This window comes from Bacillus sp. V3-13 (assembly GCF_002860165.1).
Classification (GTDB): domain Bacteria; phylum Bacillota; class Bacilli; order Bacillales; family Cytobacillaceae; genus Bacillus_BJ.
In genome coordinates, this window is the sequence record NZ_PGUZ01000002.1 from 102,549 (window position 1) to 128,044 (window position 25,496).

Sequence of the window (25,496 nt, forward strand, 5' to 3'; positions counted from 1 at the left end):
AGCGGCCGGCAAGCGGGCCGCTTTCTTTTTTAACTAACCTCTTTTACAACTAAACCTTTCATGAAAGCCTGCAATGGACATATACATTGGGTAAGGGAGGGTTTTCTGTGTTCAAACCTAGAAGAAAAACCTTTAAACAAGGTCCTTTACCAGTTAAGTATGTATTCATGATTACCTTTATTATGTTTATTGGCTGTACATTCTTCAGCTTAATCATCATAAATAAAAATATTGAACCTGCCTTGAAAAGCATTGCGGAAACAAGATCACGGCAGTTTGCAGCGCAGGCAATAAATGATGCAATCTCCCATACGATAGTTAAACAGGTTGACATCGAAAAATTAATTATCTCCCGTGAGGTTGGGGAAGATGCGATTATTAGTTTTAATCCCCAGATGTACAGCAAATTGATAGCAGATGCGACAATCCGCGTTCAGGAATACTTGGACCTGGTAGAGGCTGGTGAACTTGAAAAACTTGAGGCTTTTAAAAAAGACGAAAATATTGATTTTACGAAATCGCAGGAGCAAAAAGGAATTGTCTACAATATACCATTGGGAATGGCTACAAACATTACCCTGTTTTCAAACTTAGGGCCGGAAATACCGGTGCGTTTTGAAATCATTGGTGCGGTTACTTCCGATTTAGAAACGAAATACATCGAGACGGGGATTAATAACACGATAGTCGAAGTTTATATTAAAGTGAAAGTCCATATGAATGTCATTATCCCGCTGTTGGAGAATCAAATCGAAGAAGTGGTATCTGTAAAAATAGGGGAATACTTCCACCCTGGAAAAGTTCCACAATTTTATAACAATGGTGAAAAGGGCGGAGGTCCATCGATTGAGTTGCCTTCTAATTAAAAGATTTGAAAACAGTGAGGACTGCCGATATCCGGCAGTCCTCACTTGAGCAATGATGTCCCTGGTTAACCTATTTTTTTTGTTTCCGGGCATTTTGCCGTTCCTGCCTTTCCCATAGTTTTAAATGCGGATAGGGATCGTATGACCATTCTGTATAGCCGTTATCCTTGTACATGCCATAATGTAAGTGCGGAGGGAATTTTCCCGATGTTCCGGGTGGTCCATACCCGGAGCTCCCGACTCCGCCTACGACCATACCCGGTTCAACAATTTGCCCCACCTGCAAGTCCTTCGCAAACCCGCTTAAATGGGCGAAGTAGTGATAGTTATTGTTAATATCCCGTATGCCGATCCGCCAGCCTCCGTATCTGTTCCAACCTTTCATTTCAATGATCCCGTACGATGTAGCGCGAACAGGCACGCCATAACCTGCAAAGATATCAGTACCTTCGTGAATGCGCCTGCCTCCCCAGCCGCGTGCATCGCCCCAAGTATCGCGGTAGCTGTAAGTGCTCCTTAGTGGGACTGGAAAGGCATGCGATTCAAGGTCAAGACGTCCAAAATGCTTATAAATTTTTGCTTTGCCGATAATGATGCCAACCGTTTTATCACGCTTATAGTAATTCCAAAGACCGATTTTGAGATTATCATGGTCGACCCCATAAGATAGAAGATAATTGGCAAAAGCGTGGAGAACATCTTCATCATTTTTTAAGCTTGCTTTACCGTCACCATTTCCATCGAAGCCAATTCCGTCGAAAAACTGAATGGAGGCGGGGTTTTCATCCGTCAGGTTAGGATTCAGCAAACCTGCCCATTCTTCCGGCCGAAAATAAATGCCGATGGCGCCTTCAGCTTTTGGTAAATCACGCCGGGATTGGCGGACATTTCTTTCATACTGGTCGATCGCTGCTAAATAATACCATGGAATATGCGTTGTGGCTTCAACCTTTTTGTATAATTCCATTCGAATGGCATTAAAATCCGGCTCTTCAGCGTTGACTGTCAATGGTGGACATAATTGCAAAGTCAACATCAAAATGAATGGAATAATAAAAATAAACCGCACTGGAATCCTCCCTCCTAATTCATTTGCTTCTTTAGTTTGTGAGAAAAAGGAAAATTAATATATATCAATTAATGGTAATCCGAAGCTGTTCAACTTGTCCTGCTTATGTTTAATATGTTAAAGTGACAATTGAATACATATCATAACACTTCGAATGATGTATTTTTTTGTGATGCTTTAAGTGATTGGAGTGGAAAAAATTGAGTAAGAAAGAGGAACATTTGCGTAAGCCTGAATGGCTTAAAATAAAGCTGAATACAAATGAGAATTATACCGGCCTGAAAAAGATGATGCGGGAAAAAAGCCTTCATACAGTTTGTGAAGAAGCCAAATGCCCAAACATCCACGAGTGCTGGGCAGTAAGAAGAACGGCGACATTTATGATCCTCGGGGATGTTTGCACGCGCGCATGCCGGTTTTGTGCGGTTAAAACCGGTCTGCCGACAGAGCTTGACTGGAAAGAACCGGAACGGGTCGCTGATTCTGTAAGTTTGATGAATTTGAAGCATGTCGTTGTAACAGCAGTTGCCCGCGATGATTTAAAGGATGGCGGTTCCGCCGTTTTTGCGGAAACCGTCAGAGCGATTAGAAGAAAAAACCCGTTTACAAGCATCGAAGTTCTTCCTTCCGATATGGGAGGAGTTCTTGAAAACTTGGCGACGCTAATGGATGCGCGCCCTGATATCTTAAATCACAACATCGAGACTGTACGCCGCCTGACACCGAGAGTACGGGCAAGAGCAACGTACGAGCGTTCACTTGAATTCCTGCGCCGTGCAAAAGAATTGCAGCCGGACATTCCGACAAAGTCAAGCCTGATGATTGGACTTGGTGAAACAAAAGAAGAAATTCTTGAGACGATGGATGACCTCCGGGCCAATCATGTCGATATCATGACGATTGGGCAATATTTGCAGCCAACCAAAAAACATTTAAAGGTTCAAAAGTATTACCATCCCCACGAGTTCCGGGAATTAAAAGAAATAGCGATGAGCAAGGGATTTAGCCATTGTGAAGCAGGTCCATTAGTCCGCTCTTCCTATCATGCGGATGAGCAAGTAAATGCCGCTGCAAAACAAAAGCAGCTGATGGGTGAAACGACTGCTCAGGAAGCATAACGAAAAGAGTTCAGCATGTGCTGGACTCTTTATTTAGATGGGAACCTGCGAATAATATTTGTCGATTTATTCTCATAATTGTTGAAAAGACCGGATTTCATATTATGCTTATCCAGGGTTATAATGACCAATGAGTTCGTTTTTTCCGTAGTAATTGCTGGCTAATCAGTTATAATCAAAATAAAAGCACATGCAGCATAAAGAGGTGAACAAAATGATTTGCATTAATAATGTTTGCTATGAAGTAGTCGAAGAACAGCGGAATGGTTTCAATGAAGAAGCATTTCGCGCCCGATACAGCGAAATATTAACAAGGTACGACTATATTGTTGGAGATTGGGGATATGGCCAGCTTCGGCTCAAAGGTTTCTTTGACGACCAGAATCAGAAGGCCTCATACGATACAAAAATAAGTACTTTGACGGAATACCTTTACGAATATTGTAATTTTGGCTGCCCTTATTTTGTTGTTAAAAAAGTGAAAAACCATAAACTAAACGAAGCCCAATCGGATAACTCTGTGTTAGGAAGCTAGTGGATAAAACAGCCAGGCATGTCAAGCTGGCTGTTTTATTTCAAATTATATGATTTCATATAGGCTTTTTTAGAAAAACTTTGTTGCCATTGTCAATATAAGAACATTTGTTCTATAATAAATATGGGGAATCTACAGGATTACCCATTTGCCATGAATGCACGTTACACTTGATAATTCACAATATCAAGCAACTCATGGCTTTTCTAAAAAACAACAATCTTTTAGAAAAGAGCGTCATATAAAAAAGAACGGAGTTCGGCCGCGTCTTCCTCCGAGAGCTGAAAGGCGTACTCCAAATATCCCTCTTCATCCAGATCGTCCTGGCCAATGATGGCAAACCGGCTTCCTTGCATATCAAGGACGAGAGACTTTCCATAATGGCGGTCAGTTTGTGTTATCGCTAAATCGAAACGTGTATTTTCTCCCATAAAGCTGACGAACCTCGTTTTTGTTTCCTCTGTATCATCGTATAAAAAAAATCGCTCTGCCATCTATCGTTCCTCCGTATCTGCACAGTTTTTTCGCTCAATTCCTTTTTCTATCTTAACAGAACTGCTATCATTTCTATATAATAGCAGGGGAAAACATGTATTTCTACATACTTATGATACAATATTGGGATAAAGCAGCTTTCCATATTAAAACAATATTAGACATTTGTCGAAAGCATTTCACCGCAGTATCCTTTGGAAGGAGGACAAAAAGTGTACTTTGTGGACAGGGAAAAGATCGACGAAATACTGCGATACTTAGAAAGACAAATTCGCCTGTTTGAAGAAAGAGACAAATGGGAGGATCCGCTTGAGCAGGCAGCGTTGGAGCGGCTAACCCATACGATAATCGAAGCTTGTTTGGATGTTGGCAATGCGATGATCGATGGATTTATTATGCGTGATCCGGGCAGTTATGAAGACATAGTCGATATTCTGGCAGATGAAAAGGTGATCACGGCCGAAATGGGCCGCGCCTACAAAAACATCCTGACATTTAGAAAGGTGCTCGTTCAAACCTATACGGAAATTGATCATGATGCCCTTAAATCCGCGTTCCAAACACATATAGCAGCTTTAAAACAGTTTGCGCCGGCAGTACGGGCTTATTTGCTGAATGAACTTGGGCCGGTATCAGCCTTTAAAAATTGACAGTATACACTGCGGGACCACTGCCCGGTCCTGTTGTTTTTTTACAGATTGGGTCGAAGAAAGCCCACTGCTTCAGCTGTGGATGGTGTCATAAGCAGTATAGAAAGTGAAGCATTGCACAAATCTATATTTTTTAATAATATAAAAGATCGGGTATCATATAGTTGGGAGTGACAGACTTGAGAAAATATAAAGGGTACTTAATTGATTTAGACGGCACAATGTACAAGGGGACCGAGTTGATTGAAGAGGCTGCAGTTTTTGTTAAACAGCTGCGCGATCATGGCATTCCTTATTTATTTGTAACGAATAATTCATCACGGACTCCGGCCCAGGTTGCTGAAAAACTGACAGCCTTTGGCATTCCTGCCGAGGAAAATCTGGTGTTTACGACCAGCATGGCGACCGCGAATTATATTTATGAACAAAATAGCAACGCATCTGTTTATTTTATTGGGGAAGATGGACTTCGCACCGCTCTTGAAGAAAAAGGCTTCGCTTTTGCAGGGGAAGATGCAGAATATGTAGTCGTTGGCCTTGATCGGTCAGTCAACTATGAAAAACTTGCCATCGGCTGTTTGGCAGTGCGGAACGGGGCAACGTTTATTTCAACCAATGGTGATATTGCTTTGCCGACTGAGCGAGGGTTCCTCCCCGGCAATGGTTCAATTACGTCCGTCATTACGGTTTCAACACAAACGAAACCGATTTTTATTGGCAAACCGGAATCGATCATAATGGAGCAAGCCTTAAAGGTTCTTGGGACAGACAAGGAAGAGACATTAATGGTTGGGGACAATTATGACACCGACATTCTTGCAGGTATAAATGCCGGGATGGATACTCTGCTTGTCCATACGGGTGTCACAACAAAAGAAATGCTGAAAAACTATGAGCAGCAGCCCACATATGTGGTGAATTCGCTCGATCAATGGGAAATATAACACAGAGAAACCCTGCCTCCAAACTTGTGGCAGGGTTTCTCTGTGGGAACGATAAATTATCGAAGTGTTAAAAATCAACACGTGGAGATTGTGATTTATTCAGCGTTCGCTGAGCTGTGGGCGAGCCGGCTTGAAGCGGCAGCAGCGATCGCACCTACAATATCATCCAGGAAGGTATTGCATTTTCCCTTCGATTTATCGTTTAAATGCTTTAAAATCCCGGGTTTTTCTTTATCGATGTATCCATAATTCGTAAAACCGATCGAACCGTAAACGTTAATGATTGATAATGCCAATATTTCATCGACGCCATAAAGGCTCTCATCTGTTTGGATAATGGTTTGCAAAGGGTCCTCGAGCATCCTTTTTTCAGCCAATATATCCAATTGGATGCCGGTCAGAATCGCATTTTGCACTTCCCTTTTTGAGAGAACCTTCTCGACATTTTGTATGCAATCGTTTATATCCAGGTTTGGGTGGTACTTTTCCTGCAGGAAAAATACAAGTTCCGCAATGTCCTGGATTTCTACTCCCCTTTCATGAAGCCATTTACGGGCTGTTTTTTCGGTCATACCGACTACTTTTTTTTGTTCTTCCATTTCCTCACCTTTTCCTTTGTTTTTCACTGTATATATGTGTTATCTATAATATGCTTTCCTGAATCTCAGTCTCCCTCCTGAGCATGAATTCTGCAAATGTCTTTTTTCATCATCTCCTTAAACGATATCCTTATTCGGCAAACTCAACAAGTTTTACGGATATCAGGCATATATTGAAAAGAAAATGATCGAAAAGGGTGAAAAGAATTGCTCCAACAAATGATCGAGCAGCAATATGGGATTCGCGCGGAAGAGGAGCTGCAACTTGGCCAGTATAGAGCTTTTAAAAAAAATAATGAACTGTATTTTTTAGTTCCTTCCAGCCTTGCACTGGAGGAGTTGACAGAGCTGGACCAAATAGCCCGGCATTTAATCAGCGCTGGAGACAGGAATGTGTCTGCCTTTGTAAAAACGAAAGCGGGGCAGTTCGTTTATGAATCGGGCGGGCAGGCGTACTGTCTGCTTGTTTACAGACAACGTGAATCGGTCCGCCAAATAAACATCGGCCGGAAGCTGGCCAAGTTCCATGTTCGCGGACGATCGTTACCATTCTCAGTTGAGAAGATCAGCAGGATCGGACAATGGAAACAGCTGTGGGAAAAACGGCTCGAGCAAATGGAAACCGTATGGAATGGTAAGCTGTTTCAACAGCCTGATTATGAATTTGATAAATTGTTTTTGGATTCCTTCCCTTATTATATGGGTTTGACAGAAAATGCGATCCAGTATTTAGTTGATACCGAAATAGACGAAGAACCGGCTGGTGCTGATGGGGGCACAGTCTGCCATGAACGGTTCTCGGAAACAACATGGGGGCAGCCATTCATAAAAAATCCGTTGGACTGGGTGTTTGACCATCCAAGCAGGGATCTTGCCGAATGGACAAGGGATCACTATTTTCATCATACGCAAACGTACCAGCCGGGGCTGAAGCAATTTTTGCAAAGTTATCAAACGATCTCCCGCCTTTCACCGTTTTCCTGGCGACTTTTATACGCAAGGATTTTATTTCCTCTTCACTACTATGATTGTGTCGAAAACTATTATACAACATCCTCAGAACAACAGAAGCATTTGCTGGAGGATCGGTTCAACAAGTATTTATCGCAATCTGGCGAATACGAACGCTTCCTGGGCGAGTTTTATCAGCTTGCAGAAGTTCCCGTGCGCAGGCTGAGAGTCCCTGAACCGGAATGGCTCAAAAATCGCTGATCAACATGCCGTAAAAATAGGTTGAAGCTGATCCGGCATGGCGATTAGCTCCGAAATTGAAAAAGCAGCACCAAATCCAAAGTTCAAAGCCTTTTTTTAAAAATAATAAAAATATTTTTATCATTGATAGACGTGCATGTAAAGCGGTTACAGACAGAAACCGGCTACAATTTGCTATTGTAAAAGTACAATAACCAAATTATAATGTCTTTTATATATAAACAATTGTACGCATAAAAAAGACATTGTTGGGGAGGCAAAGCATGAAAGCAATTTCGATAGGTTTGTTGGGATTGGGAACAGTAGGATCAGGTGTCGTAAAAATCATTGAAAACCATCAGGATAAGCTGATCCACCAAATTGGCTGCCCAGTGCAGGTGAAGAAAGTTCTCGTCCAGAGCATACATAAAGAGAGAGAGGTAGCAATAGATCAATCCTTGCTGACCGCAAATGCTGAGGAGATCATCGATGATCCGGATATTGACATTATTATAGAGGTAATGGGAGGAGTCGAGGAGACTAAGGAGCTTCTCTTAAAGGCACTTAAACAGAAAAAGCATGTTGTTACTGCCAACAAGGATTTAATGGCGGTCCATGGTGCGGAATTGCTTACAACGGCTTCCTCAAATGGTTGTGATTTATTTTATGAAGCAAGTGTGGCCGGCGGGATTCCTATCCTGAGAAGCCTTGTTGACGGGCTTGCATCTGACCGGATTACGAAGATGATGGGAATTGTCAATGGAACAACAAACTACATTCTTACTAAAATGAGCAAACAAGGCAGTGCTTATGCGGATGTACTGGCTGAAGCACAAAGGCTCGGATATGCCGAAGCAGATCCAACAGCAGACGTTGACGGTCTTGATGCCGCCAGAAAAATGGCGATTCTTTCAACTCTTGGTTTCTCCATGAAAATCGATTTGGATGATGTAAAGGTAAAGGGAATCCGTTCTGTGACAGAGGATGACTTGCAGTACGGAAAACAGCTGGGCTACACGATGAAATTAATCGGTATAGCCCAGAGGGAAGGCGAAAAAGTTGAAGTGAGTGTCCAGCCGACCTTGCTCGCCGATACACATCCTCTTGCAGCCGTTAATGATGAGTATAATGCTGTTTATGTGTACGGTGAAGCTGTAGGGGAAACGATGTTTTACGGGCCGGGGGCGGGAAGCCTGCCGACAGCAACGGCCGTTGTCTCAGACCTTGTCGGTGTCATGAAAAACATGCGTCTTGGCGTGAACGGCAAAAGTGCTATTTCCCCGCAGTATGAAAAAAAACTGAAGCATCCTGAAGAAATTTATTCCAAATATTTTTTACGGATTCATGTCAAGGATGAAGTCGGGGTATTCGCCAATATTACGTCGATATTCGCTGAACATGGGGTCAGCTTTGAAAAGATCCTCCAGCTTCCTTTGAAAGAAGCAGAGGCAGCCGAGATTGTGCTTGTCACACATCGTGCGTCCCTGGAGGATTACGAGCAAATTTTAAATAAATTAAGAGATTTGAGTGCTGTAAATGAAATCAAAAGCTCATACCGAGTAGAAGGGGGAGGCCGTTAATGAAATGGCCGGGATTATTAGAAGCTTACCGCGAATATTTACCTATTAATGAACAGACACCATTATTATCACTACACGAGGGAAATACACCCCTTGTCAGGCTGGAGCAGCTTTCTCTGGAATGGGGAGTGGACCTGTACGTCAAAACAGAAGGCGCCAACCCGACCGGTTCCTTTAAGGACAGGGGAATGGTGATGGCCGTCGCAAAAGCAAAGGAAGAGGGCAGTGACACGGTTATTTGTGCTTCCACAGGAAACACATCTGCTTCTGCTGCGGCGTATGCGGCGCGGGCCGGCTTGCGCTGTATCATCGTGATTCCTGAAGGGAAGATCGCAATGGGCAAGCTTGCCCAGGCCGTCATGTACGGGGCCGAAATCATTTCTATAGAGGGCAATTTTGATCAAGCTTTACAGATGGTACGAAAGATCAGCGAGACTGAGCCGGTTACACTCGTCAACTCCGTAAATCCATACCGGCTCGAAGGGCAAAAAACAGGTGCTTTTGAGGTTTGCGACCAGCTTGGCGGGGCGCCGGACATATTAGCCATTCCGGTCGGAAACGCAGGGAATATAAGTGCCTACTGGAAGGGCTTTAAAGAGTACCACGAGATAAAAGGGTATGCTCTCCCGCGGATGCACGGATTTGAAGCGGAAGGAGCTGCGGCAATTGTCCATAATCGCATCTTTGAGGAGCCGGAAACTGTCGCAACGGCAATCCGGATTGGCAATCCGGCAAGCTGGAGCTTAGCGGTCAACGCAGTTGAAGAATCGAACGGAAAAATTGACGAAGTCAGCGATGCGGAAATTCTTGCTGCTTACCAGCTTCTCGCTTCCCGTGAAGGCATATTTGCCGAGCCGGCCTCATGCGCATCACTCGCAGGAGTTTATAAACAACTGCAAAACAATGAAATTGAACGAGGCGCACGAATCGTTGCGATCTTAACAGGGAACGGTCTAAAGGACCCGGCTACAGCAATTGATGTGAGCACTGTAAAACCGGTTGTTCTTCCAAATAGCATCGAGGAAGTTGCCCGGCATATTAAGGGTGTGGTCCAAATATGAGGGAAGATGAAAAGCTGGTCATCAAAGTTCCGGCCAGTACAGCAAATCTGGGTCCAGGCTTTGATTCAATCGGACTGGCATTAAATCTTTATTTGACCGTTGAGGTATTCCCCGGCAGCGAATGGAAAGTTGTTTATTTAACAAATGAGTTGCATGACTTTCCTGAAGATGAATCGAATTTTATTTGTGCTACGGCCATTAAGACAGCGGCCAAGTATGGGAAAGAAATGCCGGGCTGCCATCTCCGCGTAAGTAGTGAAATCCCCCTTGCCAGAGGGATGGGCTCCAGTGCAGCGGCCATTGTGGCCGGCATCGAATTAGCTGATTCCGTTTGCCAATTAGGCTTGTCGAAACAGGAAAAGTTCGAGCTTGCGTCCCAATTGGAGGGGCACCCGGATAATGCCGGAGCTTCTTTATTCGGGGGTCTCGTGATCGGCTGCCTGAATGGCGGGGAGGCTAATGCCGCAGTTTTCAACGATATTTATTTTGATATTGTCGCAGTCGTTCCAAAAGAGGAGCTGTTAACAGAAGCTTCCCGCCAGGTATTGCCGGAATTGCTTGATTTTAAGGAAGCCGTTGCGGCTGGAGCAATTTCAAATGTGCTTATTGCCGCATTATTATCCGGGAATTGGCAGCTCGCCGGGAAAATGATGGCTGCAGACCGGTACCATCACCCGTACCGCCGCAAATTGGTTCCCCATTTAAGCCGCATCGAAGCGATAGCAGCCGAAAGCGGAGCATTTGGCACAGCGCTAAGCGGAGCAGGACCTGCTGTTATTTGCTTCGTCGAGAGAGGAAAAGGGGACAAGCTCGCATCCAGCCTCAGAAAGCAAATTCCCGACATGGATGTTTTGAGTTTGGAAATGGACCGGACCGGGAGCAATGTCGAAACAGAATATTATCAGGTTTATAAATAAAAAAACGATTTCACCAGCGGTGAAATCGTTTTTAATGTCTTAAAATACTTGTTCTACCTCAAGAACTCCTGGAACTTCTTCTAAAAGGGCCCGTTCGATTCCTGCTTTTAAAGTAATGGTTGAGCTTGGGCAGCTTCCGCATGCACCGAGCAGGCGAAGCTTGACGATGCCGTCTTCAACATCCACCAATTCGCAGTCTCCTCCGTCGCGAAGAAGAAACGGACGCAATTTATCTAATACTTCCTGGACTTCAGCTTTAACATCTAGATCAGACATGAAATCGACTCCTTTCTTAATACTTATTATAATCAGTAGTCAGGGAAAAATCTATTCCTTGAATCAGAAAACCAGAATTAAACAGTATTTTCATAGGTTTTTCATTCGTGTATATTGTAAAATGAATAAAAAGACCAAACAGGGGTGGAAAAATGGCGAACAAACAAGTCGAGATTATCGTATACGGAGCAGACCAGCTTTGTCCAAGCTGTGTGAACCTTCCATCTTCAAAAGAAACGTTTGAATGGCTTGAAGCCGCAGTTGCCAGGAAATTTCCCGGTCAGCCATTTAAAATCACTTATGTTGATATATACCATCCTCCAGCTGAAGAGGCCAAAGCCTCGTTTGCCCGCCAGGTGATTGAGGAAGATATGTTCTATCCTGTCGTTGTAATCGAAGGCGAAATCGTTGGAGAAGGAAACCCGAGGCTGAAAACCATTTTTGCCGAAATGGAGAAGCATGGATATGAAGCTTAAAAAAACCTTGCCGCAGCAAGGTTTTTTATCCATTATGATACTTATACATCCAGAGTATCCCCGATTTTAACAGACGTGCGACGCGGCCGGTTATTGGCCTGTCGGCAACCAGGCCAAAACCGTGCTTTTTGCCGAGCGATCCGAGCACTCCCTTTAATTTGATCGGCGGGAAGCTTTCCGGAGGGGCTTCGCCGTTCCAGCGCTTCTGCAGCACCTGGACGATTTGCTCTGCCTGCCCTTCGGCTAATTGCGCACTCGGCGCATGTGACAGCGCCGCGCAATCGCCGACTACATAGACGTTTTCATTGCCTGGTATATTGTGCTGGGGTGTCAGCAGGACTCTGCCCTGATTATCTTTTTCAACGTCCAAATCACGGACCACCTTGCTTGGCTGAATTCCAGCCGTCCAGACAATCACGTCACAGCCAACAGGCTCATCGTGATTGTATAATAGCTTTTCTTCCACGCGCGTAATATTCGCATTATTGACGATGTCAACGCCGTGGTTGTCAAACCAGTTTTCTACATAAGTGCTCAACCGTTCGGGAAATGCTGATAAAATATGGTTGCCCCTGTCAAACAGCTTAATGTTCAAGTCACGTCGGCTCTCGCTTAATTCGCTGGCAAGCTCGACTCCGCTAAGTCCTGCTCCGACAATCGCAACCGTCGAGCCAGGGGAAAGATTGTTCAAGGCCTGATAGGTATTCCTCGATTTATCAATCGATTGAATGCTGAACGTATAAATATCGGCACCAGGAATATTATGGTATTTATCTTCACAACCCAGTCCAATAATTAAATCATCGTAGCTGACGGGGCCCTCACCGCTCAACAATACTTGTTTTTCCTCAAGGTTTAGCCCTGATACTTCCCCGTATTTGACGTGCAGGCGGGGATGTTCAGGAAAAGCAACCCGGATATGTTGATCTGAGATTGTTCCGGCAGCCAGTGCATAGTACTCCGTTTTTAAACAATGATAAGGGACGCGATCAATCAGAGTGATCGAAATGTCCTCTGGCAGTTGATTCGGTAAAAGGCGGTGAAGAATTCTCATTCCGCCATAGCCTCCACCAAGAATGACTAAATTTTTCATGCGAATTTCCCCTTTATCTGTAAGCGGTTTAATAATTCCCTCCGAATCCCTGTTAGCGAATAATAACGATACCTACATTAAAAAGCATCCCGATCATGCATTCTTATGTTTAGGACGTTTATCCATTGATCAACAATAAAAAAGACCTGAAAATTATTTTTCTGAAAAAGTTAAATAAAGATAAATTATTTTTGCCACTGTTAACACCATAAAAAGTATAACGAAATTGTCACAAAATCACAACAGATAAAGGCAAAAAAACTTGACAAAAGGGCTGAGGCAATGCTATTTGACGCGCATGGACAAAACAGGTAGGATAAAGTACTAGTAAAGAGGTGAGAGTGTTGATTAAGCCGATCATAGAATTCTGCATCAGCAACCTGGCAAGCGGTGCACAGGAGGCACTTGAAGAGCTTGAGAGAGATCCGAATCTGGACGTGATTGAATATGGTTGTCTTGGCTATTGCGGAAAATGTGCGCAATCATTGTATGCGCTCGTGAATGGAGAGGTGGTTACCGGCGATACGCCGGCCGGCCTGGTAAAAAATATATATCAATACTTGGAAGAAAATCCGATGTTTTAACATAGAAAAAACCAGCCGCCATCCTGGCCGGCTGGTTTTTCACTGCTGAGTTCACACCAAAACGTAAACTCCTCAAAACAATTATTTTCAACTTTTTATATTCCTTCAGCCTGCTTTCGGGCATCCCTGATCTCATGCCATCGTTCCCGGGCCATTTCAATTATTGTTGGTTCCGTCGTTCCGCTTTGTTTTTCAATTACTTTTGAGAAATACTTGACCGCCTGGTCTTCATCGCCAATTCTTCTTGACAGCTCACCGATCAAATACAGCAATCTCGTCTCGGAAACCTGGGTACCTTGAAAATCGTCGGCTGTAAAGGATTCTTTATACTCATGGACTGCCAGTTTCATAAAACGCTGTTCCTGTGTGCCATTATTCAGAGCGCGGTATAGCCAGGCAAGCCGCATGTATATCCCGGCAACGATGATATGCTTTTCTTTCTTGAGAGTAGCACAATATGATCCGAGTTTATATGCATTAATCGAAGTGCCGATGCTGCGCTGATGTCCAAATTCATGCGGTACCCACTTATTCGATACCTTCTCGGTAATTGTTTTTTTTGCCCCGGGCGGGAAAAAAGGAGAAAAGTCGTCTGAAAAAGAAAAGCCGCAATGTGGGCAGACATTTATGTAGTATAGGAGCGGATTGTTTTCAACGGACTCATAGACCGGCTTAAAATCGCTTTCATACTCTTTCACTTTGACAAAACGGGAACGGATCTTTTTGGTGGTAAATGACTTTTTACACATCATACATTGGCAGCTTTTATCATACAAGGGAGTTAACTCAGTCAAAGCAAACACCATCCATCCGATTTCTTATTTTAGAATATAGTTAAAATTATACCGTATATGATGATAAAAGGGATTCATTTTCACTTATTTTTAACTGATATTTACGGAGGGACGGCTCATTCAGTTGAGTGTTGGAACTCAAGTGTATATACTATTTATAGATAGGTTTTTATTAACGAATATAATGTCCATCTTTATTGGACAACAGGAAAGGAGTATCGTGAGCATGAACCAAGTAGTGGCGATTACAGAAGCAGCGGCACTTCAAATAAAAGATATGATGAAGCAAAATGAAGAAGAGGGCTCTTTCTTGAGGGTGGCAGTCCGGGGTGGAGGATGCAGCGGTCTTTCGTATGGGATGGGCTTTGAACAGGAAAAGAGCGAAGATGATTATCTTGATGAGCAATATGGTATCCCTGTTCTCGTCAATAAAGAAGATGCGGCCATCCTGAACGGAACAAAAATTGACTTCAAACAATCGATGATGGGCGGCGGCTTCACAATCGACAACCCAAACGCAATCGCCTCATGCGGCTGCGGTTCATCGTTCCGCACTGCGGTAAACGCCGGGACACCGGAGGAATGTTAAAGTTTTTTGGACAGATTAGGCAGTCTTGTGCATATGAATGGCTATGCCATAAACAATGGGATTCAGCAGGAGGCTGGATCCCATTGTTATATTCGATTAAAAGTGATGTAGTAGTTGAGGAGAGCCATTTGAAAGCACATGCAACACGTATAAAAAAGGCATATAATACTCAAAATAGGGAAAATGGATACTCAGGAGCGGGAAAATCGGTTGTCGCGATTGCTAATACGTAGTATAATAAGTAATGATATGTTGCTTATATACTCATGGAAACTTAGGGACAATACTAAGAATTCGGTGGTGCTAATATGGGCGACGACAGGGAGGATATTGAAATGGCTACGAGTACATTGTATGAGCGTTTCACTCTAAACGAATCAGAAGTAAAGCAAATTATTTCGACTCCACGTACACAAATTACTGAAATAAATGTTTTTAATGATGTTAAACTTACAAAGGAAGAAAGAGTCGCTCACTCAGCGAACATTCTTAAGTCTCGAAAATGCAGATCGTAAGTTTATCAAGTTTAATTGAGGCGGCTACTGAAGAGGGTGAGGTACAAGAATATCTCTCCTCTTTTTTATGCAGAAATAACAATGATGTGGAGTCATTTTTACATAATAATGCCATTGAAAATGAACAGCGTTCGTTTACTAGACAAGCTTAGTAATTGATGAAAAAAATAATAACGAGATAGTAGGTTACTTCACTCTTATGATAAAGGCATTTTCATTTTTAGAAGATGTGTCCGGTGAAATGAAAAAAAGAGTAACTAACAATAAAAAAGCGGAGGTCTTTAACTCAATATTAATTGCTCAACTAGGGCGGTCAGATAGATATAAAGGTGTCATTTCGGGTAGTGTAATATTGAGTTTTGCGTTGCAAAATTGTATCTTGATTTATAACTTGGCCGGGTTGCGCTTAGTGTGTGTTGAATATGATCCAATAACTGTGCTGAATGATTTCTATTTATCGAATAAATTTAAGCTTTTACAAACAAATCCTTCTGGTAAACTCTTAGCTTATCTTAAGTTGTAAAAAAAGTAAAACATAAAAAGGCACCAAATCAGGTGCCTTTTTACATTTTTATTTTTCAAACAAAGATGTGCTGTGCAGCGGCTGGACCCTTGCTTTTGGATCGAGGTAAGCTTTTGCATTATTTACAGCAGTCGGTGCTTCCCCGAATCCGCACGCAATTAATTTAACTTTGCCATCATATGTGCAAATGTCACCCGCAGCATAAATTCCCGGAATATTCGTTTCCATTTTTGAATTGACAACTATCGAATTTTTCTCTATGTCCAATCCCCATTCCTTGATTGGACCTAACGAAGAAACAAATCCGAAGTTCACGATTACGGCATCGACATCAATCGCCTCTTTGCTGTCACTGTTCGCCTCCTGGAGAACGATTTGTTTAATCTCATTATCATCACCAATCAATTCAACCGGGATGTAAGGCGTTTTTACCTGGACCTTTGAGTTATGAAGATTTTCCACGCTGTGCTCATGCGCCCGGAACTTATCACGTCTGTGAATAATCATTACTTCTTCCGCAATTGGTTCAAGCATAAGCGCCCAGTCGACTGCGGAGTCCCCGCCGCCGCAAACAGCAACTTTTTGACCGGCAAACTGGTTTAAATCATCAATAAAGTAATGAAGATTCTTTCCTTCGTATTGAGCCGCATTTTCCAGTTCAATTCGGCGCGGCTGGAAAGCACCGTTTCCAGCTGTGATAATGATCGTTTTCGAATAATGAATTTTTTTATTTGTCGTTAATTTAAAGACATCGTCTTCTTGCTTTTCCAATTTCTCGACCGATTGTTCGAGGACTACTTCGGGCTCAAATTTAGCCATTTGTTCTTTCAGGTTATTGACTAATTCCTGGGCGCGAATTTTTGGAAAACCTGCAACATCGTATATGTATTTTTCCGGATAAAGCGCTGAAAGCTGACCGCCCAGCTGAGGCAAACTCTCGATAATTTTTACTGAGGCTTGTCTCATACCCCCGTAAAAAGCCGTAAACAGTCCGACAGGCCCTCCGCCAATGATCGTAATATCATAAACCTTTTGATCTTCTTTCACACCAAATCCCCCCATCTGATAATAAAACCCTTTTCCTATCATACCATAAACGAAAGAAATCCTCACTTAAAAGCCAGGAATTGCGATTGAAAAAAATGTCTTTGATGTCCAGGCAAAGCCAATATTGAAAATCCGGCAATTTTTTTAAGTCTATTATAAATTTTCTTAATTCGTTTTAATAGCTTGAAAAGTAGGGTGAAAAAGAATAATATGTAATATAGACAATTGTTAATATTCTATGACAAATTTAGCACATTTTTTTGTCTTAGTTCGTGAATTACATCACAAACTTTTTCTTGAAACTTAAAATAATTACCTATAAAGCAGCGGAAGATAAGAAAAAGTGTTTGCAGATGAAAAATATATAGAAAAAGGTGGAAGTGATACTTTTGAGAAAGCCAAAAATAGTAATTCTTGGAGCAGGCTACGGTGGATTAATGACTACTGTCAGGCTGCAAAAGCTAGTCGGGGTGAATGAAGCTGACATCGTTTTAATCAACAAAAACGATTACCACTATGAAACAACGTGGCTGCATGAAGCTTCTGCAGGAACATTGCATCATGACCGTGTCCGCTATGACATCAAAAATGTGATCGATACGAACAAGGTCGAGTTCATTCAGGATACGGCCGTTGAAATTAAAATGGAAGAACAAAAGGTCATCCTCGAAAATGGGGAAGCAGCTTACGATTATCTTGTGATCGCATTGGGGGCGGAGCCTGAAACATTCGGTATTAAAGGCTTGAAGGAATACGCTTTTTCAATCGTCAATGTCAATTCTGCCAGACAAATTCGTGAGCATATTGAATACCAATTTGCGACGTACAATACAGAAGCTGACAAAAAACGTGAACGCCTTTCTATCGTAGTGGGCGGGGCAGGATTTACGGGAATCGAATTTTTAGGCGAACTGTCAAACCGCGTCCCTGAATTATGCAAAGAATATGATGTTGATTTCCATGATGTTAGAATCATTTGTGTCGAAGCAGCACCGATGGTTCTTCCTGGCTTTGATCCAGAGCTTGTCCAATATGCCGTTTCCCAATTGGAGAAAAAAGGCGTTGAATTCATGATCGGGACAGCCATCAAGGAATGTACTCCCAATGGAATTATTGTTGCAAAAGGCGAAGAAGAAGTGGAAGAAATTAAAGCGGGAACTGTTGTTTGGGCCGCTGGAGTCCGCGGTAATTCAATCATCGAAAAGTCAGGAATCGAAGCAATGCGTGGCCGCGTTAAAGTTGAGCCTGATTTGAGAGTGCCAGGTTCAGATAACGTGTTTGTGATTGGCGACTGTTCCCTGATCATCAACGAAGAAATCAACCGTCCTTATCCGCCAACAGCGCAGATTGCAATGCAGCAGGGCGAAGTATGCGCCAGAAACCTGGCCGCCCTTATTCGTGATAAAGGCGAACTTGAAAGTTTTACACCTGATATTAAAGGAACAGTTTGTTCCCTTGGCGAAGACGATGCGATCGGAGTTGCCTTCGGCAAGAAAATGGTAGGCGGAAAAGCATCCTTCATGAAAAAAATGATCGATAATCGTGCCCTTTACATGATTGGCGGCGCGTCACTCGTCTTTAAAAAAGGGAAATTTAACATTTTATAAAAAGGTAGGCGGACTGAAGTCTGCCTGCTTTTTTTTGCCCTTTTCTCCGCTGCTCCATAAGTTGGAGGCCGTTTGACAGGTTAAGCAGCAATCGACGGCATAAATCCGGGCAGTCACTTCAATTACGCAGCATATAAATTATTTTTATAATTTTCAGAAATATTGAGTAAACAAATGAAATCAGGAGAAAAAGGACCATGTATGCGTTTACACCATCGTTTTTCGATGATTTTGCTTCTTTTCTTTTAAAATAAATTTTGATATATTATCAGAACATTCAGTAATATAAGGAGATGATTCAGATGACAGCAAAGAAGCTGGATTCAAAAGATTGTCCGTATTGTGCAGGAAAAGGGTATTTTCAGCTTTTGCTAGGTGGGTCTGAAACATGCTCCTGCTGCGGCGGCTCGGGAAAAAGCAAAAAATAAACGATCTTGAATCAAAGAACTTCACAAATGCGGAGTTTTTTTCTGTTATTTAAATTGACGGGTTATCTTCCTTTCAGTACACTTAAAATTGATGTGTTAAGGGAGGAAATGGAATGCTGACGATTGTTACATTAATCATATCAATGCTTTTATTCTTTGTGCTGTTTTTTGGCATTGGTTTTTTATTAAATATGCTACTCCGTATGTCATGGATAATGGCGATTGTTTATCCCCTTATCGCGATCTTTATCGTCGACGATGTTCGTTTGATAGAATATTTCACAAGCAGCAAAGCAGCATTTGCAGAGTTGGGTGTAAGGTTTTCACGGCTCGCTTTAGCGGATATCCTCATTTTAAGCAGCGGCCTGGCCGGAGCGATTGTGGCCGGAATCGTCATCAAACTGCTTCGTAAAAAGGGCTATCAAATGTTTTAGAATCTTCTCATTTTGAGAGGGTTCTTTTTTTATCCCCTGATTTCTTGCATTGGGAAAATGCGGATAGTCATACAAAATGAATTAACAAAGAAGCCAAAATTCCAACTGAATTTATCAAATTTTAACGATCGTGGGGAAGGGGCCGCTCAGGAGCTTTTCCTTATTCAATATAAAATCTTCATAATACATAACTTGCTAGTAAATTGCAAAACTTTTAGCTTATAGCCTTATTTTCCTATGTTTTTTCTCCTTTTACGAATATTTCTCTGAAATATGGGAAATGAATAGTCTTGGGAGGAGTGAAAAATTTGAAGAAAACAAAAGTTTGGATTAAGCGTTCAGTAATGACGATTTTATGCTTGGCAGCTATGTCGACAACATTTCAATCTATTTCAGGTGTTGAAGCCAAGACGTTTGTTGCGATGGCACAAAGAGGGCATGATGGACAAAATGAGGTTGAAGACAGAAACTATTTTGATCATAATATAAAAACTATCGGGCTTGCATTTAAGTTTATTCAAAAAGTAGCACAGGTTGAACCGAAAATCTCTTCAACCGATGCTGTAGCTGGAACTTTGCCATCATTGGAGGACACGATTGATTGGAGCCAGTATCCGAAACAGACCGTTGTGGCGACAGGCTACACAGCCGGCTATGAGTCTACCGGAAAAGGTTCTGACCACCCTGCGTATGGAATTACATACTCCGGGGTGAAGGTGAAAAGGGATCTCTATTCGACCATAGCAGCAGATTTAAATGTATTTCCGATCGGAACCATTTTGTTCATTCCCGGTTATGGATATGGTGTTGTAGCAGATAAAGGCGGAGCGATCAAAGGCAATAAACTCGATCTCTATTATAAAACAGTCGACGATATATTCAAGCATTGGGGCAAGAAAACACTTGATGTCTTTGTTGTTGAGCGTGGAGATGGGAAACTGACCGAAGAGGAATTGACCGCATTGAACGAAGCCGAACCGATGCAAGTTTTCAGGCAGCAGTATATAAGCACAGGTGAAAAATAAACAAAAAACAGGCAGCTTTTTGTTACACGCTGCCTGTCTTTTGTTTGCCATGAATCAACTGGAAGAGTTTTTCGGCCCCTTCAAGCAGTCTGGGGGATGGGCGGCAAAAAAGCTCTTCCTCAAGAACAAAGATCCGGTTTTCTTTTACGGCTTCAAGCTCGGTCCATCCAGGCCGCTTTTTGACGATATCGGGATTTACCTTTCCCCGCCTCACACCAACCCAGGCAAGGCAAATATAATCCGGGTTCCGATCAAGCACATCGTTCCAATCAGTCTGGACGCTTGCGAGCTCAACATCGTGAAAGACATTATAGGCACCGGCCGCTTCGCTGATTTCAGTCAGCCAGTTTGTTTGCCCCGGTGTAAATACAGGCTTCGGCCACCATTCCCAATAAAGAGATGGCCGCTGGTGAACTGTTGAGGCCGCCTCCTTCAACTTTGCAAGCCTGAGTGCAAAATCGGCTGCGGCTCTTCTGCCGCGTGCCGGCACATTTAAAGCTGCAGCGGTGTTCAGGAGGTCTTCCTGGATATCGGCAAGGCTTTGCGGATTTAAAACGATATGCGGGATGTTCCGTTTTTTAAGCTCTACCACATTTTTTTCCATTCCTGGTACGCTCAATGAGGCCAGCACCAGGTCCGGCTTTAATTGTTCAACCTTGTCAATATCAATTGACAAATCGGGCCCGAGCTTCGGGAGGTTATGAACACAATTTGGCCAGTCAGAAAAATCATCAACCCCGACTAGAGAGCCGGTCAGCTGTAAATAAGCAACGATTTCTGTATTACTTGGACATAATGACACGATTCGCATGATGACGGCCTCCTATACGACAAAAAGAAAATAAAGAAGCAAGGTAAGGAGCACTCCGGTCAGTCCGCCAAAAAAGACTTCGATCGGCTTATGACCGAGCAACTCCTTCAGCTCTTTCCGCTTCTCCTGCTCCGGTTTTTTCTGCCACATTTTTGCTTCCTCCATAAACTTGGTAAAATCAGCAACAAGCTGGTTAAGAACAATCGCCTGTTCACCAGCCTGGCGGCGGACACCGGTTGCATCGAACATCGTAATGATCGCAAATATAGCTGCTACTGCAAAGACTGCGGAATGTAAACCTGTCTCGAGCGCCACACCAGTAGAAAGAGCCGTAACAGCTGCAGAATGGGAGCTGGGCATTCCCCCGGTGCTCGTCAGCAAGGACCAGTCAAGCCTTCTCGTTGCGATGAATTGAATCGGGACTTTCACAAACTGGGCGAAAAAAATCGCTGCCAACGATGCCCAGAAAGGAAAATTCGTAAGTAATTCCAATTAAAAAACCACCTTTTTATTTATCGTCTATTACATAATATAAAAGAAAAACAAATGAATTGTTCGCCTTGACGAAATTCATAAAATAAACCGTCTATTATTATGTAATAACCGCTATGAGAGATTGGAAACATTTAAGTGGGTTGCTGCTTTTGTTAAGATAAAAATGCAGTGAAATTTATGTGCAAGACTTTCGTGACAGGATTATTATACCAAAAGATATCGATCGTGTTCCTTTTTCACAAACGGATTCTTTGCCGAAGCTTCCAAAACTCTATTTGTTCTTGGAAGATGATTAGAAACTCGAAATATCTGTTTTTTTTCGTTATAATAAATCCTATACTTTGGGGGTGTTTGGAATGTTTCATATAAAAAAAGACTTTAGTTTTGCAAATGAGCATGAATGCCTGGTGATTGGCATTTTTGAAAAACCTGACAAGCTTGAAGGAATCATCGCAGATGCCGATGATGAATTTGCAGCTCAGCTTGCTGAACTTGTAAAAAACGGCGACATTTCGGCAAAGAAAAAAGCAATCTCTAAAATACATACTTTTGGCAAAATAGCTGCAAAACGCATTTTTTTCGTAGGTCTGGGCAAAGAAAAGGATTTTACATTCGAACTGCTCCGCAAAGCCTTCGGTGCTGCATTTAAAGCTGTCGAATCAGCAAAATATCAGGAAGCAGCTGTTTATTTGGATTCTTTTATAAATGAGGAAGTTGACCGACAGGACGCGGCCCATGCTTTAAGTGAAGCTTTCGCTTTGGCGACATACTGTTTTGAAGGCTATAAGCAAAAGTCGAATGAACCGGAAAAGAAAATTGAAAGCATCTCCGTCTATTCGGAATTGGCCGATGAAGAGGATATCCGCGCGTCATTATCAGTTGGCGCCGCATTCGGTCAGGGAACGAACTCCGCCCGTACGCTCGTCAACCTGCCCGGCAATATGCTGACGGCGACAGATATGGCAAACTACGCAAGAGAGCTTGCCGCCAAATATGATTTTGAAGCAGAGATACTGGGAAAAGAAGAGATGCAGAAGCTTGGGATGGGAGCGTTATTAGCTGTAAATCAGGGATCGTCCGAACCGCCCCAAATGATTGTCCTTAAATATCAGGGAAAAGAAGAGTGGAAGGATGTTATTGGCCTTGTAGGTAAAGGAATAACGTTCGATACGGGTGGTTATTCGCTTAAACCGAAGGATGGCATTGTCGGGATGAAAATGGATATGGGGGGCGCGGCAGCTGTCCTTGGCGCAATGGAAATTATCGGTGAACTGAAACCCGGGCAAAACGTCGTTGCAGTTATTGCTTCGACCGATAATATGATTAGTGGAGCGGCATTTAAACCGGATGATGTGATTACCTCGATGAGCGGAAAAACAATTGAGGTCCTCAATACCGATGCGGAAGGCAGGCTTGTCCTTGCAGATGCGGTTACTTATGCAAAGCATCATGGTGCTGATTATTTAGTTGATGTTGCAACGCTAACAGGCGGAGTGATCATTGCCCTTGGAACAGAGACAACCGGGGGGCTGACGAATAATGAGAAGCTTTTTGAGCAGGTGCTTGAAGCCTCATTAGAAGCGGGAGAACGGATTTGGCGCCTGCCATTATTTGAAGATGATAAAGAACGGGTTAGAAGCAGCAAGATTGCCGATTTAAACAATTCCCCGGGCCGTGAAGGCCATGCAATTATGGGCGGAGCGTTTGTCGGTGAGTTTGCAGAAGAGACACCGTGGGTGCATCTTGACATCGCAGGTACGGCAACGACGAAAAGGGAAAGCGATCTCGGCCCTGCCGGTGCGACAGGAGTTATGGCGCGGACACTTGCCTTGCTTGTCGAACGTTTTGAAATAAAATAAGAGTAGATTAAACTCCGGAACCCCAGCCTCCGGAGTTTTTGATTGGCGTAAAAGAATATAATATTTTGCGTGAAACTCGACAAGAGGGAAAGAACCCATGCAAATACTGGATTCGCCCACTCAATGTAAGGGCATTTTGCATATGAAGTAGTGTAAGCAAGTTTTACAGGAGAAGGAGGTACCCAAATGCATGATTACAGACAACCGTATTATGGATATGGAAGAAGAAGGTTCTTCTTTGGCGGGCCATTTCTCGGTGGGCTATTAGGCGGCCTTGTCGGCAGCGCTTTATTATATCCGCGTCCGTACTACCCATATCCTTATTATCCTCCATATCCATATCCTCCGTATGGCTATGGTTACGGCTATGGTGGATATGGCGGTTATCCGTATTAAGTAATGCAAGCAGACAGCTCTTTGGTGCGAAAGAGCTGTTTTTTTTGTGTCAATGTGGAGTGGTATTCGAGCAGATCGCAAAAAGAATATTACCACAACATTCTATAACCGTTGGTGTATCAGGCTTACATTTTCTTTTTGCCAGAGTAGCTTTTTTCTGAGCAAAAAACAAAAGCCTCGCTGTTTTTAACATTGATCTGAAGTCCGTATGATCATCAGTCGGCAGAAGTATGACAGATTGAAACAAAAAGCTTAATATAATAACACAGGCATATTTTTAACGGGTGTGTGTTTTTAACGATAACCGCTATGTGATTATTAATAAATGAAAACATCAGCAACACATCGAAATGATTAGTACAAGATAGAGAGTGCTAGAAGCCCGCATGCCCCAAAGGGAATTGCGAGGGGAGGGAATGCGAGTGGATCTGGAGTTTATACTGAATATTATTGAAGAGGGCGGTTACTCAGGGCTTTTCCTGTGGCTGTGGTTAGGCATTTTTGGAATGCCGGTTCCAAACGAGGTAATCGTCATGACCGTAGGCCTGGCAACATCCCAAGGTGTTCTGAATCCAATTTTGACCTTTTTTGTTGTTTACATTGGGATTCTGACGGCATTAACAACGATTTATGCGCTCGGGCATTTTCTTGGAAGGCCGCTGCTCCGCATGTTCGCAAAAAAGAAGAAGTTCTCCAAGTCGATCGAAAAATCATTGTATTTAATAGAAAAATATCATGCATTCTCTCTATCATTCAGCTATTTTCTGCCCGGTGTCAGAAACTTCGTCCCCTTTCTGTATGGCTCAAGCCGGCTGCCTTATAAATCGTTTGCGCTATTCGCATATTCAGGCGCTTTCGTATGGCTGTTGATCATGTTCACTTTAGGATACATGTTCGGCGAGGAGATTGACACGATTATGCAATATGGGAAAGAACTGTTGTTGATTTTGGGGGTATGTGCAGCCATATATGTATCGTTTAAAATGTATAGAAAAAAGCGAAGGGAAAAGATGCAGGCAAGTTAGTTTCAAAATAGCGCGTCTGGAGGGGAATTGGTTTGAACATTGAAAATACTTTGATCAGCACACTCGGGATTGAGATCATTGAACTCGAAAAGGGGAAGGTAACAGCGACAATGCCAGTCGATGAAAGAACGAGACAGCCTTTTGGCCTGCTCCATGGCGGAGCTTCTGTGGCCCTTGCGGAGACGGTTGCCAGTATAGGTGCGTATGAGTTGGTTGACAAAGAAACAGAAGCGGTTGCAGGACTTGAGATTAACGCCAATCATGTCCGCGGTAAAACGGATGGGGTTGTTACAGCAAGAGCGACTGTGCTGCATCATGGAAAAACGACGATGGTGTGGGATATTAAAATTGTGGATGAACAAGAAAAGCTGATCTGTGTCTCAAGATGTACAATGGCAGTGCTGCAAAGAAAATAACATTATCAACGTTTACGAAGAAGGGAACAATGAAGCACCCTTCTTCGATCAATCAACAAAGGCTTAGCCAAAGACATA

General features: G+C 43.0%; 31 protein-coding genes and 1 pseudogene. 23 read left to right on the forward strand and 9 right to left on the reverse strand.

The genetic code is table 11. From position 1 onward, the window contains the following. The first annotated feature begins 107 nt into the window (after positions 1–107). Entirely contained in the window at positions 108–866 is a 759-nt protein-coding gene (yunB, locus tag CU633_RS00980) for a sporulation protein YunB (RefSeq protein WP_101657855.1), read from the forward strand. A 70-nt stretch (positions 867–936) separates the two neighbouring features. Here the strand turns inward: yunB and CU633_RS00985 are convergent, their stop codons facing one another. Next, a complete protein-coding gene (locus CU633_RS00985; RefSeq protein ID WP_101657920.1) occupies positions 937–1,902 on the reverse strand; it encodes a M23 family metallopeptidase in 966 nt (321 codons plus the stop codon). Between the two features lie 233 nt (positions 1,903–2,135). On the opposite strand from CU633_RS00985, the gene lipA reads away from it, so the two are divergent. Both lipA and CU633_RS00995 read left to right on the forward strand, forming a co-directional pair. Then, positions 2,136–3,053, forward strand: a complete 918-nt coding sequence (lipA, locus tag CU633_RS00990; RefSeq protein WP_101657856.1) for a lipoyl synthase — start codon at positions 2,136–2,138, stop codon at positions 3,051–3,053. A 214-nt stretch (positions 3,054–3,267) separates the two neighbouring features. Beyond that, positions 3,268–3,588, forward strand: a complete 321-nt coding sequence (locus CU633_RS00995) for a YutD family protein (protein WP_101657857.1) — start codon at positions 3,268–3,270, stop codon at positions 3,586–3,588. A 224-nt stretch (positions 3,589–3,812) separates the two neighbouring features. Here the strand turns inward: CU633_RS00995 and CU633_RS01000 are convergent, their stop codons facing one another. Further along, the gene (locus CU633_RS01000) at positions 3,813–4,082 is read right to left on the reverse strand and encodes a DUF3055 domain-containing protein (RefSeq protein WP_101657858.1); all 270 of its coding nucleotides are present in this window, start codon (positions 4,080–4,082) and stop codon (positions 3,813–3,815) included. A 213-nt stretch (positions 4,083–4,295) separates the two neighbouring features. Between CU633_RS01000 and hepT the strand changes: the two genes are divergently transcribed. Continuing rightward, positions 4,296–4,733 (forward strand): type VII toxin-antitoxin system HepT family RNase toxin, encoded by a 438-nt coding sequence (gene hepT / locus CU633_RS01005; RefSeq protein WP_101657859.1) that lies wholly within the window; start codon positions 4,296–4,298, stop codon positions 4,731–4,733. Positions 4,734–4,912: 179 nt separating this feature from the next. After that, positions 4,913–5,677, forward strand: coding sequence for a TIGR01457 family HAD-type hydrolase (locus tag CU633_RS01010; protein ID WP_101657860.1), 765 nt, complete (start codon positions 4,913–4,915; stop codon positions 5,675–5,677). A gap of 95 nt (positions 5,678–5,772) precedes the next feature. Here the strand turns inward: CU633_RS01010 and CU633_RS01015 are convergent, their stop codons facing one another. Next, positions 5,773–6,276, reverse strand: a complete 504-nt coding sequence (locus CU633_RS01015) for a phosphatidylglycerophosphatase A family protein (protein WP_101657921.1) — start codon at positions 6,274–6,276, stop codon at positions 5,773–5,775. A 207-nt stretch (positions 6,277–6,483) separates the two neighbouring features. Between CU633_RS01015 and yutH the strand changes: the two genes are divergently transcribed. From yutH to thrB, 4 genes are all read left to right on the forward strand, one after another. After that, on the forward strand, positions 6,484–7,488 hold the full coding sequence (gene yutH, locus CU633_RS01020; RefSeq protein ID WP_101657861.1) for a spore coat putative kinase YutH: 1,005 nt from the start codon (positions 6,484–6,486) through the stop codon (positions 7,486–7,488). Between the two features lie 263 nt (positions 7,489–7,751). After that, positions 7,752–9,047, forward strand: a complete 1,296-nt coding sequence (locus tag CU633_RS01025) for a homoserine dehydrogenase (RefSeq protein ID WP_101657862.1) — start codon at positions 7,752–7,754, stop codon at positions 9,045–9,047. After that, positions 9,047–10,108 (forward strand): threonine synthase, encoded by a 1,062-nt coding sequence (gene thrC, locus CU633_RS01030; protein ID WP_101657863.1) that lies wholly within the window; start codon positions 9,047–9,049, stop codon positions 10,106–10,108. The genes CU633_RS01025 and thrC overlap by 1 nt, the downstream gene beginning before the upstream one ends. Beyond that, positions 10,105–11,025 carry a homoserine kinase gene (gene thrB / locus CU633_RS01035; protein WP_101657864.1) on the forward strand — a complete coding sequence of 307 codons (921 nt, stop codon included), beginning with the start codon at positions 10,105–10,107 and terminating at the stop codon, positions 11,023–11,025. Before thrC ends, thrB begins: the two co-directional genes overlap by 4 nt. Before the next feature lie 39 nt (positions 11,026–11,064). Here thrB and CU633_RS01040 read toward each other — a convergent pair. After that, positions 11,065–11,395, reverse strand: a pseudogene (locus tag CU633_RS01040) (NifU family protein). 58 nt (positions 11,396–11,453) lie between these two features. On the opposite strand from CU633_RS01040, the gene CU633_RS01045 reads away from it, so the two are divergent. Beyond that, positions 11,454–11,777, forward strand: a complete 324-nt coding sequence (locus CU633_RS01045; protein ID WP_101657866.1) for a YuzD family protein — start codon at positions 11,454–11,456, stop codon at positions 11,775–11,777. A 25-nt stretch (positions 11,778–11,802) separates the two neighbouring features. Here the strand turns inward: CU633_RS01045 and CU633_RS01050 are convergent, their stop codons facing one another. Next, positions 11,803–12,870 (reverse strand): NAD(P)/FAD-dependent oxidoreductase, encoded by a 1,068-nt coding sequence (locus CU633_RS01050; RefSeq protein WP_101657867.1) that lies wholly within the window; start codon positions 12,868–12,870, stop codon positions 11,803–11,805. A gap of 344 nt (positions 12,871–13,214) precedes the next feature. On the opposite strand from CU633_RS01050, the gene CU633_RS01055 reads away from it, so the two are divergent. After that, complete coding sequence (locus CU633_RS01055) at positions 13,215–13,454, forward strand: YuzB family protein (RefSeq protein ID WP_101657868.1); 240 nt, start codon at positions 13,215–13,217, stop codon at positions 13,452–13,454. A gap of 95 nt (positions 13,455–13,549) precedes the next feature. Here CU633_RS01055 and CU633_RS01060 read toward each other — a convergent pair whose 3' ends face one another. Then, positions 13,550–14,248 carry a DUF2225 domain-containing protein gene (locus CU633_RS01060; RefSeq protein WP_101657922.1) on the reverse strand — a complete coding sequence of 233 codons (699 nt, stop codon included), beginning with the start codon at positions 14,246–14,248 and terminating at the stop codon, positions 13,550–13,552. A gap of 226 nt (positions 14,249–14,474) precedes the next feature. Between CU633_RS01060 and CU633_RS01065 the strand changes: the two genes are divergently transcribed. The 4 genes from CU633_RS01065 (at position 14,475) to CU633_RS01080 (ending at position 15,875) form a co-directional block, all read left to right on the forward strand. Then, on the forward strand, positions 14,475–14,837 hold the full coding sequence (locus CU633_RS01065) for a HesB/IscA family protein (RefSeq protein ID WP_101657869.1): 363 nt from the start codon (positions 14,475–14,477) through the stop codon (positions 14,835–14,837). 83 nt (positions 14,838–14,920) lie between these two features. Further along, positions 14,921–15,070, forward strand: a complete 150-nt coding sequence (locus CU633_RS22640) for a hypothetical protein (RefSeq protein WP_180954814.1) — start codon at positions 14,921–14,923, stop codon at positions 15,068–15,070. A gap of 102 nt (positions 15,071–15,172) precedes the next feature. Continuing rightward, positions 15,173–15,352, forward strand: coding sequence for a hypothetical protein (locus tag CU633_RS01075; protein ID WP_142383385.1), 180 nt, complete (start codon positions 15,173–15,175; stop codon positions 15,350–15,352). A 199-nt stretch (positions 15,353–15,551) separates the two neighbouring features. After that, the gene (locus CU633_RS01080; protein WP_101657872.1) at positions 15,552–15,875 is read left to right on the forward strand and encodes a hypothetical protein; all 324 of its coding nucleotides are present in this window, start codon (positions 15,552–15,554) and stop codon (positions 15,873–15,875) included. A gap of 48 nt (positions 15,876–15,923) precedes the next feature. Here CU633_RS01080 and yumC read toward each other — a convergent pair whose 3' ends face one another. Then, the gene (gene yumC / locus CU633_RS01085; RefSeq protein WP_101657873.1) at positions 15,924–16,922 is read right to left on the reverse strand and encodes a ferredoxin--NADP reductase 2; all 999 of its coding nucleotides are present in this window, start codon (positions 16,920–16,922) and stop codon (positions 15,924–15,926) included. A 389-nt stretch (positions 16,923–17,311) separates the two neighbouring features. Between yumC and CU633_RS01090 the strand changes: the two genes are divergently transcribed. From CU633_RS01090 to CU633_RS01100, 4 genes are all read left to right on the forward strand, one after another. After that, complete coding sequence (locus tag CU633_RS01090) at positions 17,312–18,529, forward strand: NAD(P)/FAD-dependent oxidoreductase (RefSeq protein ID WP_101657874.1); 1,218 nt, start codon at positions 17,312–17,314, stop codon at positions 18,527–18,529. Positions 18,530–18,831: 302 nt separating this feature from the next. After that, the gene (locus CU633_RS22645; protein WP_180954815.1) at positions 18,832–18,957 is read left to right on the forward strand and encodes a YuiA family protein; all 126 of its coding nucleotides are present in this window, start codon (positions 18,832–18,834) and stop codon (positions 18,955–18,957) included. Between the two features lie 113 nt (positions 18,958–19,070). Next, on the forward strand, positions 19,071–19,391 hold the full coding sequence (locus CU633_RS01095) for a YuiB family protein (protein WP_101657875.1): 321 nt from the start codon (positions 19,071–19,073) through the stop codon (positions 19,389–19,391). Between the two features lie 308 nt (positions 19,392–19,699). Further along, on the forward strand, positions 19,700–20,416 hold the full coding sequence (locus tag CU633_RS01100; protein WP_101657876.1) for a 3D domain-containing protein: 717 nt from the start codon (positions 19,700–19,702) through the stop codon (positions 20,414–20,416). 22 nt (positions 20,417–20,438) lie between these two features. Here CU633_RS01100 and CU633_RS01105 read toward each other — a convergent pair whose 3' ends face one another. Together CU633_RS01105 and CU633_RS01110 are read right to left on the reverse strand one after the other, a co-directional pair. Continuing rightward, positions 20,439–21,227, reverse strand: a complete 789-nt coding sequence (locus CU633_RS01105; RefSeq protein ID WP_101657877.1) for a cobalamin-binding protein — start codon at positions 21,225–21,227, stop codon at positions 20,439–20,441. 12 nt (positions 21,228–21,239) lie between these two features. Next, on the reverse strand, positions 21,240–21,719 hold the full coding sequence (locus CU633_RS01110; protein WP_101657878.1) for a divergent PAP2 family protein: 480 nt from the start codon (positions 21,717–21,719) through the stop codon (positions 21,240–21,242). Positions 21,720–22,078: 359 nt separating this feature from the next. Here CU633_RS01110 and CU633_RS01120 point away from each other — a divergent pair, with 359 nt between their 5' ends. The 4 genes from CU633_RS01120 (at position 22,079) to CU633_RS01135 (ending at position 25,418) form a co-directional block, all read left to right on the forward strand. Continuing rightward, a complete protein-coding gene (locus CU633_RS01120) occupies positions 22,079–23,581 on the forward strand; it encodes a leucyl aminopeptidase (protein WP_101657879.1) in 1,503 nt (500 codons plus the stop codon). A gap of 186 nt (positions 23,582–23,767) precedes the next feature. Next, a complete protein-coding gene (locus tag CU633_RS01125; RefSeq protein ID WP_101657880.1) occupies positions 23,768–23,977 on the forward strand; it encodes a hypothetical protein in 210 nt (69 codons plus the stop codon). A 422-nt stretch (positions 23,978–24,399) separates the two neighbouring features. Continuing rightward, positions 24,400–25,002, forward strand: coding sequence for a DedA family protein (locus CU633_RS01130; protein ID WP_101657881.1), 603 nt, complete (start codon positions 24,400–24,402; stop codon positions 25,000–25,002). 32 nt (positions 25,003–25,034) lie between these two features. Then, a complete protein-coding gene (locus tag CU633_RS01135) occupies positions 25,035–25,418 on the forward strand; it encodes a hotdog fold thioesterase (protein WP_101657882.1) in 384 nt (127 codons plus the stop codon). Positions 25,419–25,496: the final 78 nt, after the last annotated feature.

Coding starts and splice junctions, on each gene's coding strand:
- CU633_RS00985 (WP_101657920.1), bottom strand. CDS start 1,902: ATGTTGACTTTGCAATTATGTCCACCATTGACAGTCAACGCTGAAGAG.
- CU633_RS00995 (WP_101657857.1), top strand. CDS start 3,268: ATGATTTGCATTAATAATGTTTGCTATGAAGTAGTCGAAGAACAGCGG.
- CU633_RS01000 (WP_101657858.1), bottom strand. CDS start 4,082: ATGGCAGAGCGATTTTTTTTATACGATGATACAGAGGAAACAAAAACG.
- CU633_RS01015 (WP_101657921.1), bottom strand. CDS start 6,276: ATGGAAGAACAAAAAAAAGTAGTCGGTATGACCGAAAAAACAGCCCGT.
- CU633_RS01025 (WP_101657862.1), top strand. CDS start 7,752: ATGAAAGCAATTTCGATAGGTTTGTTGGGATTGGGAACAGTAGGATCA.
- thrC (WP_101657863.1), top strand. CDS start 9,047: ATGAAATGGCCGGGATTATTAGAAGCTTACCGCGAATATTTACCTATT.
- thrB (WP_101657864.1), top strand. CDS start 10,105: ATGAGGGAAGATGAAAAGCTGGTCATCAAAGTTCCGGCCAGTACAGCA.
- CU633_RS01045 (WP_101657866.1), top strand. CDS start 11,454: ATGGCGAACAAACAAGTCGAGATTATCGTATACGGAGCAGACCAGCTT.
- CU633_RS01050 (WP_101657867.1), bottom strand. CDS start 12,870: ATGAAAAATTTAGTCATTCTTGGTGGAGGCTATGGCGGAATGAGAATT.
- CU633_RS01065 (WP_101657869.1), top strand. CDS start 14,475: ATGAACCAAGTAGTGGCGATTACAGAAGCAGCGGCACTTCAAATAAAA.
- CU633_RS01075 (WP_142383385.1), top strand. CDS start 15,173: ATGGCTACGAGTACATTGTATGAGCGTTTCACTCTAAACGAATCAGAA.
- CU633_RS01080 (WP_101657872.1), top strand. CDS start 15,552: ATGATAAAGGCATTTTCATTTTTAGAAGATGTGTCCGGTGAAATGAAA.
- CU633_RS22645 (WP_180954815.1), top strand. CDS start 18,832: ATGACAGCAAAGAAGCTGGATTCAAAAGATTGTCCGTATTGTGCAGGA.
- CU633_RS01095 (WP_101657875.1), top strand. CDS start 19,071: ATGCTGACGATTGTTACATTAATCATATCAATGCTTTTATTCTTTGTG.
- CU633_RS01105 (WP_101657877.1), bottom strand. CDS start 21,227: ATGCGAATCGTGTCATTATGTCCAAGTAATACAGAAATCGTTGCTTAT.
- CU633_RS01120 (WP_101657879.1), top strand. CDS start 22,079: ATGTTTCATATAAAAAAAGACTTTAGTTTTGCAAATGAGCATGAATGC.
- CU633_RS01125 (WP_101657880.1), top strand. CDS start 23,768: ATGCATGATTACAGACAACCGTATTATGGATATGGAAGAAGAAGGTTC.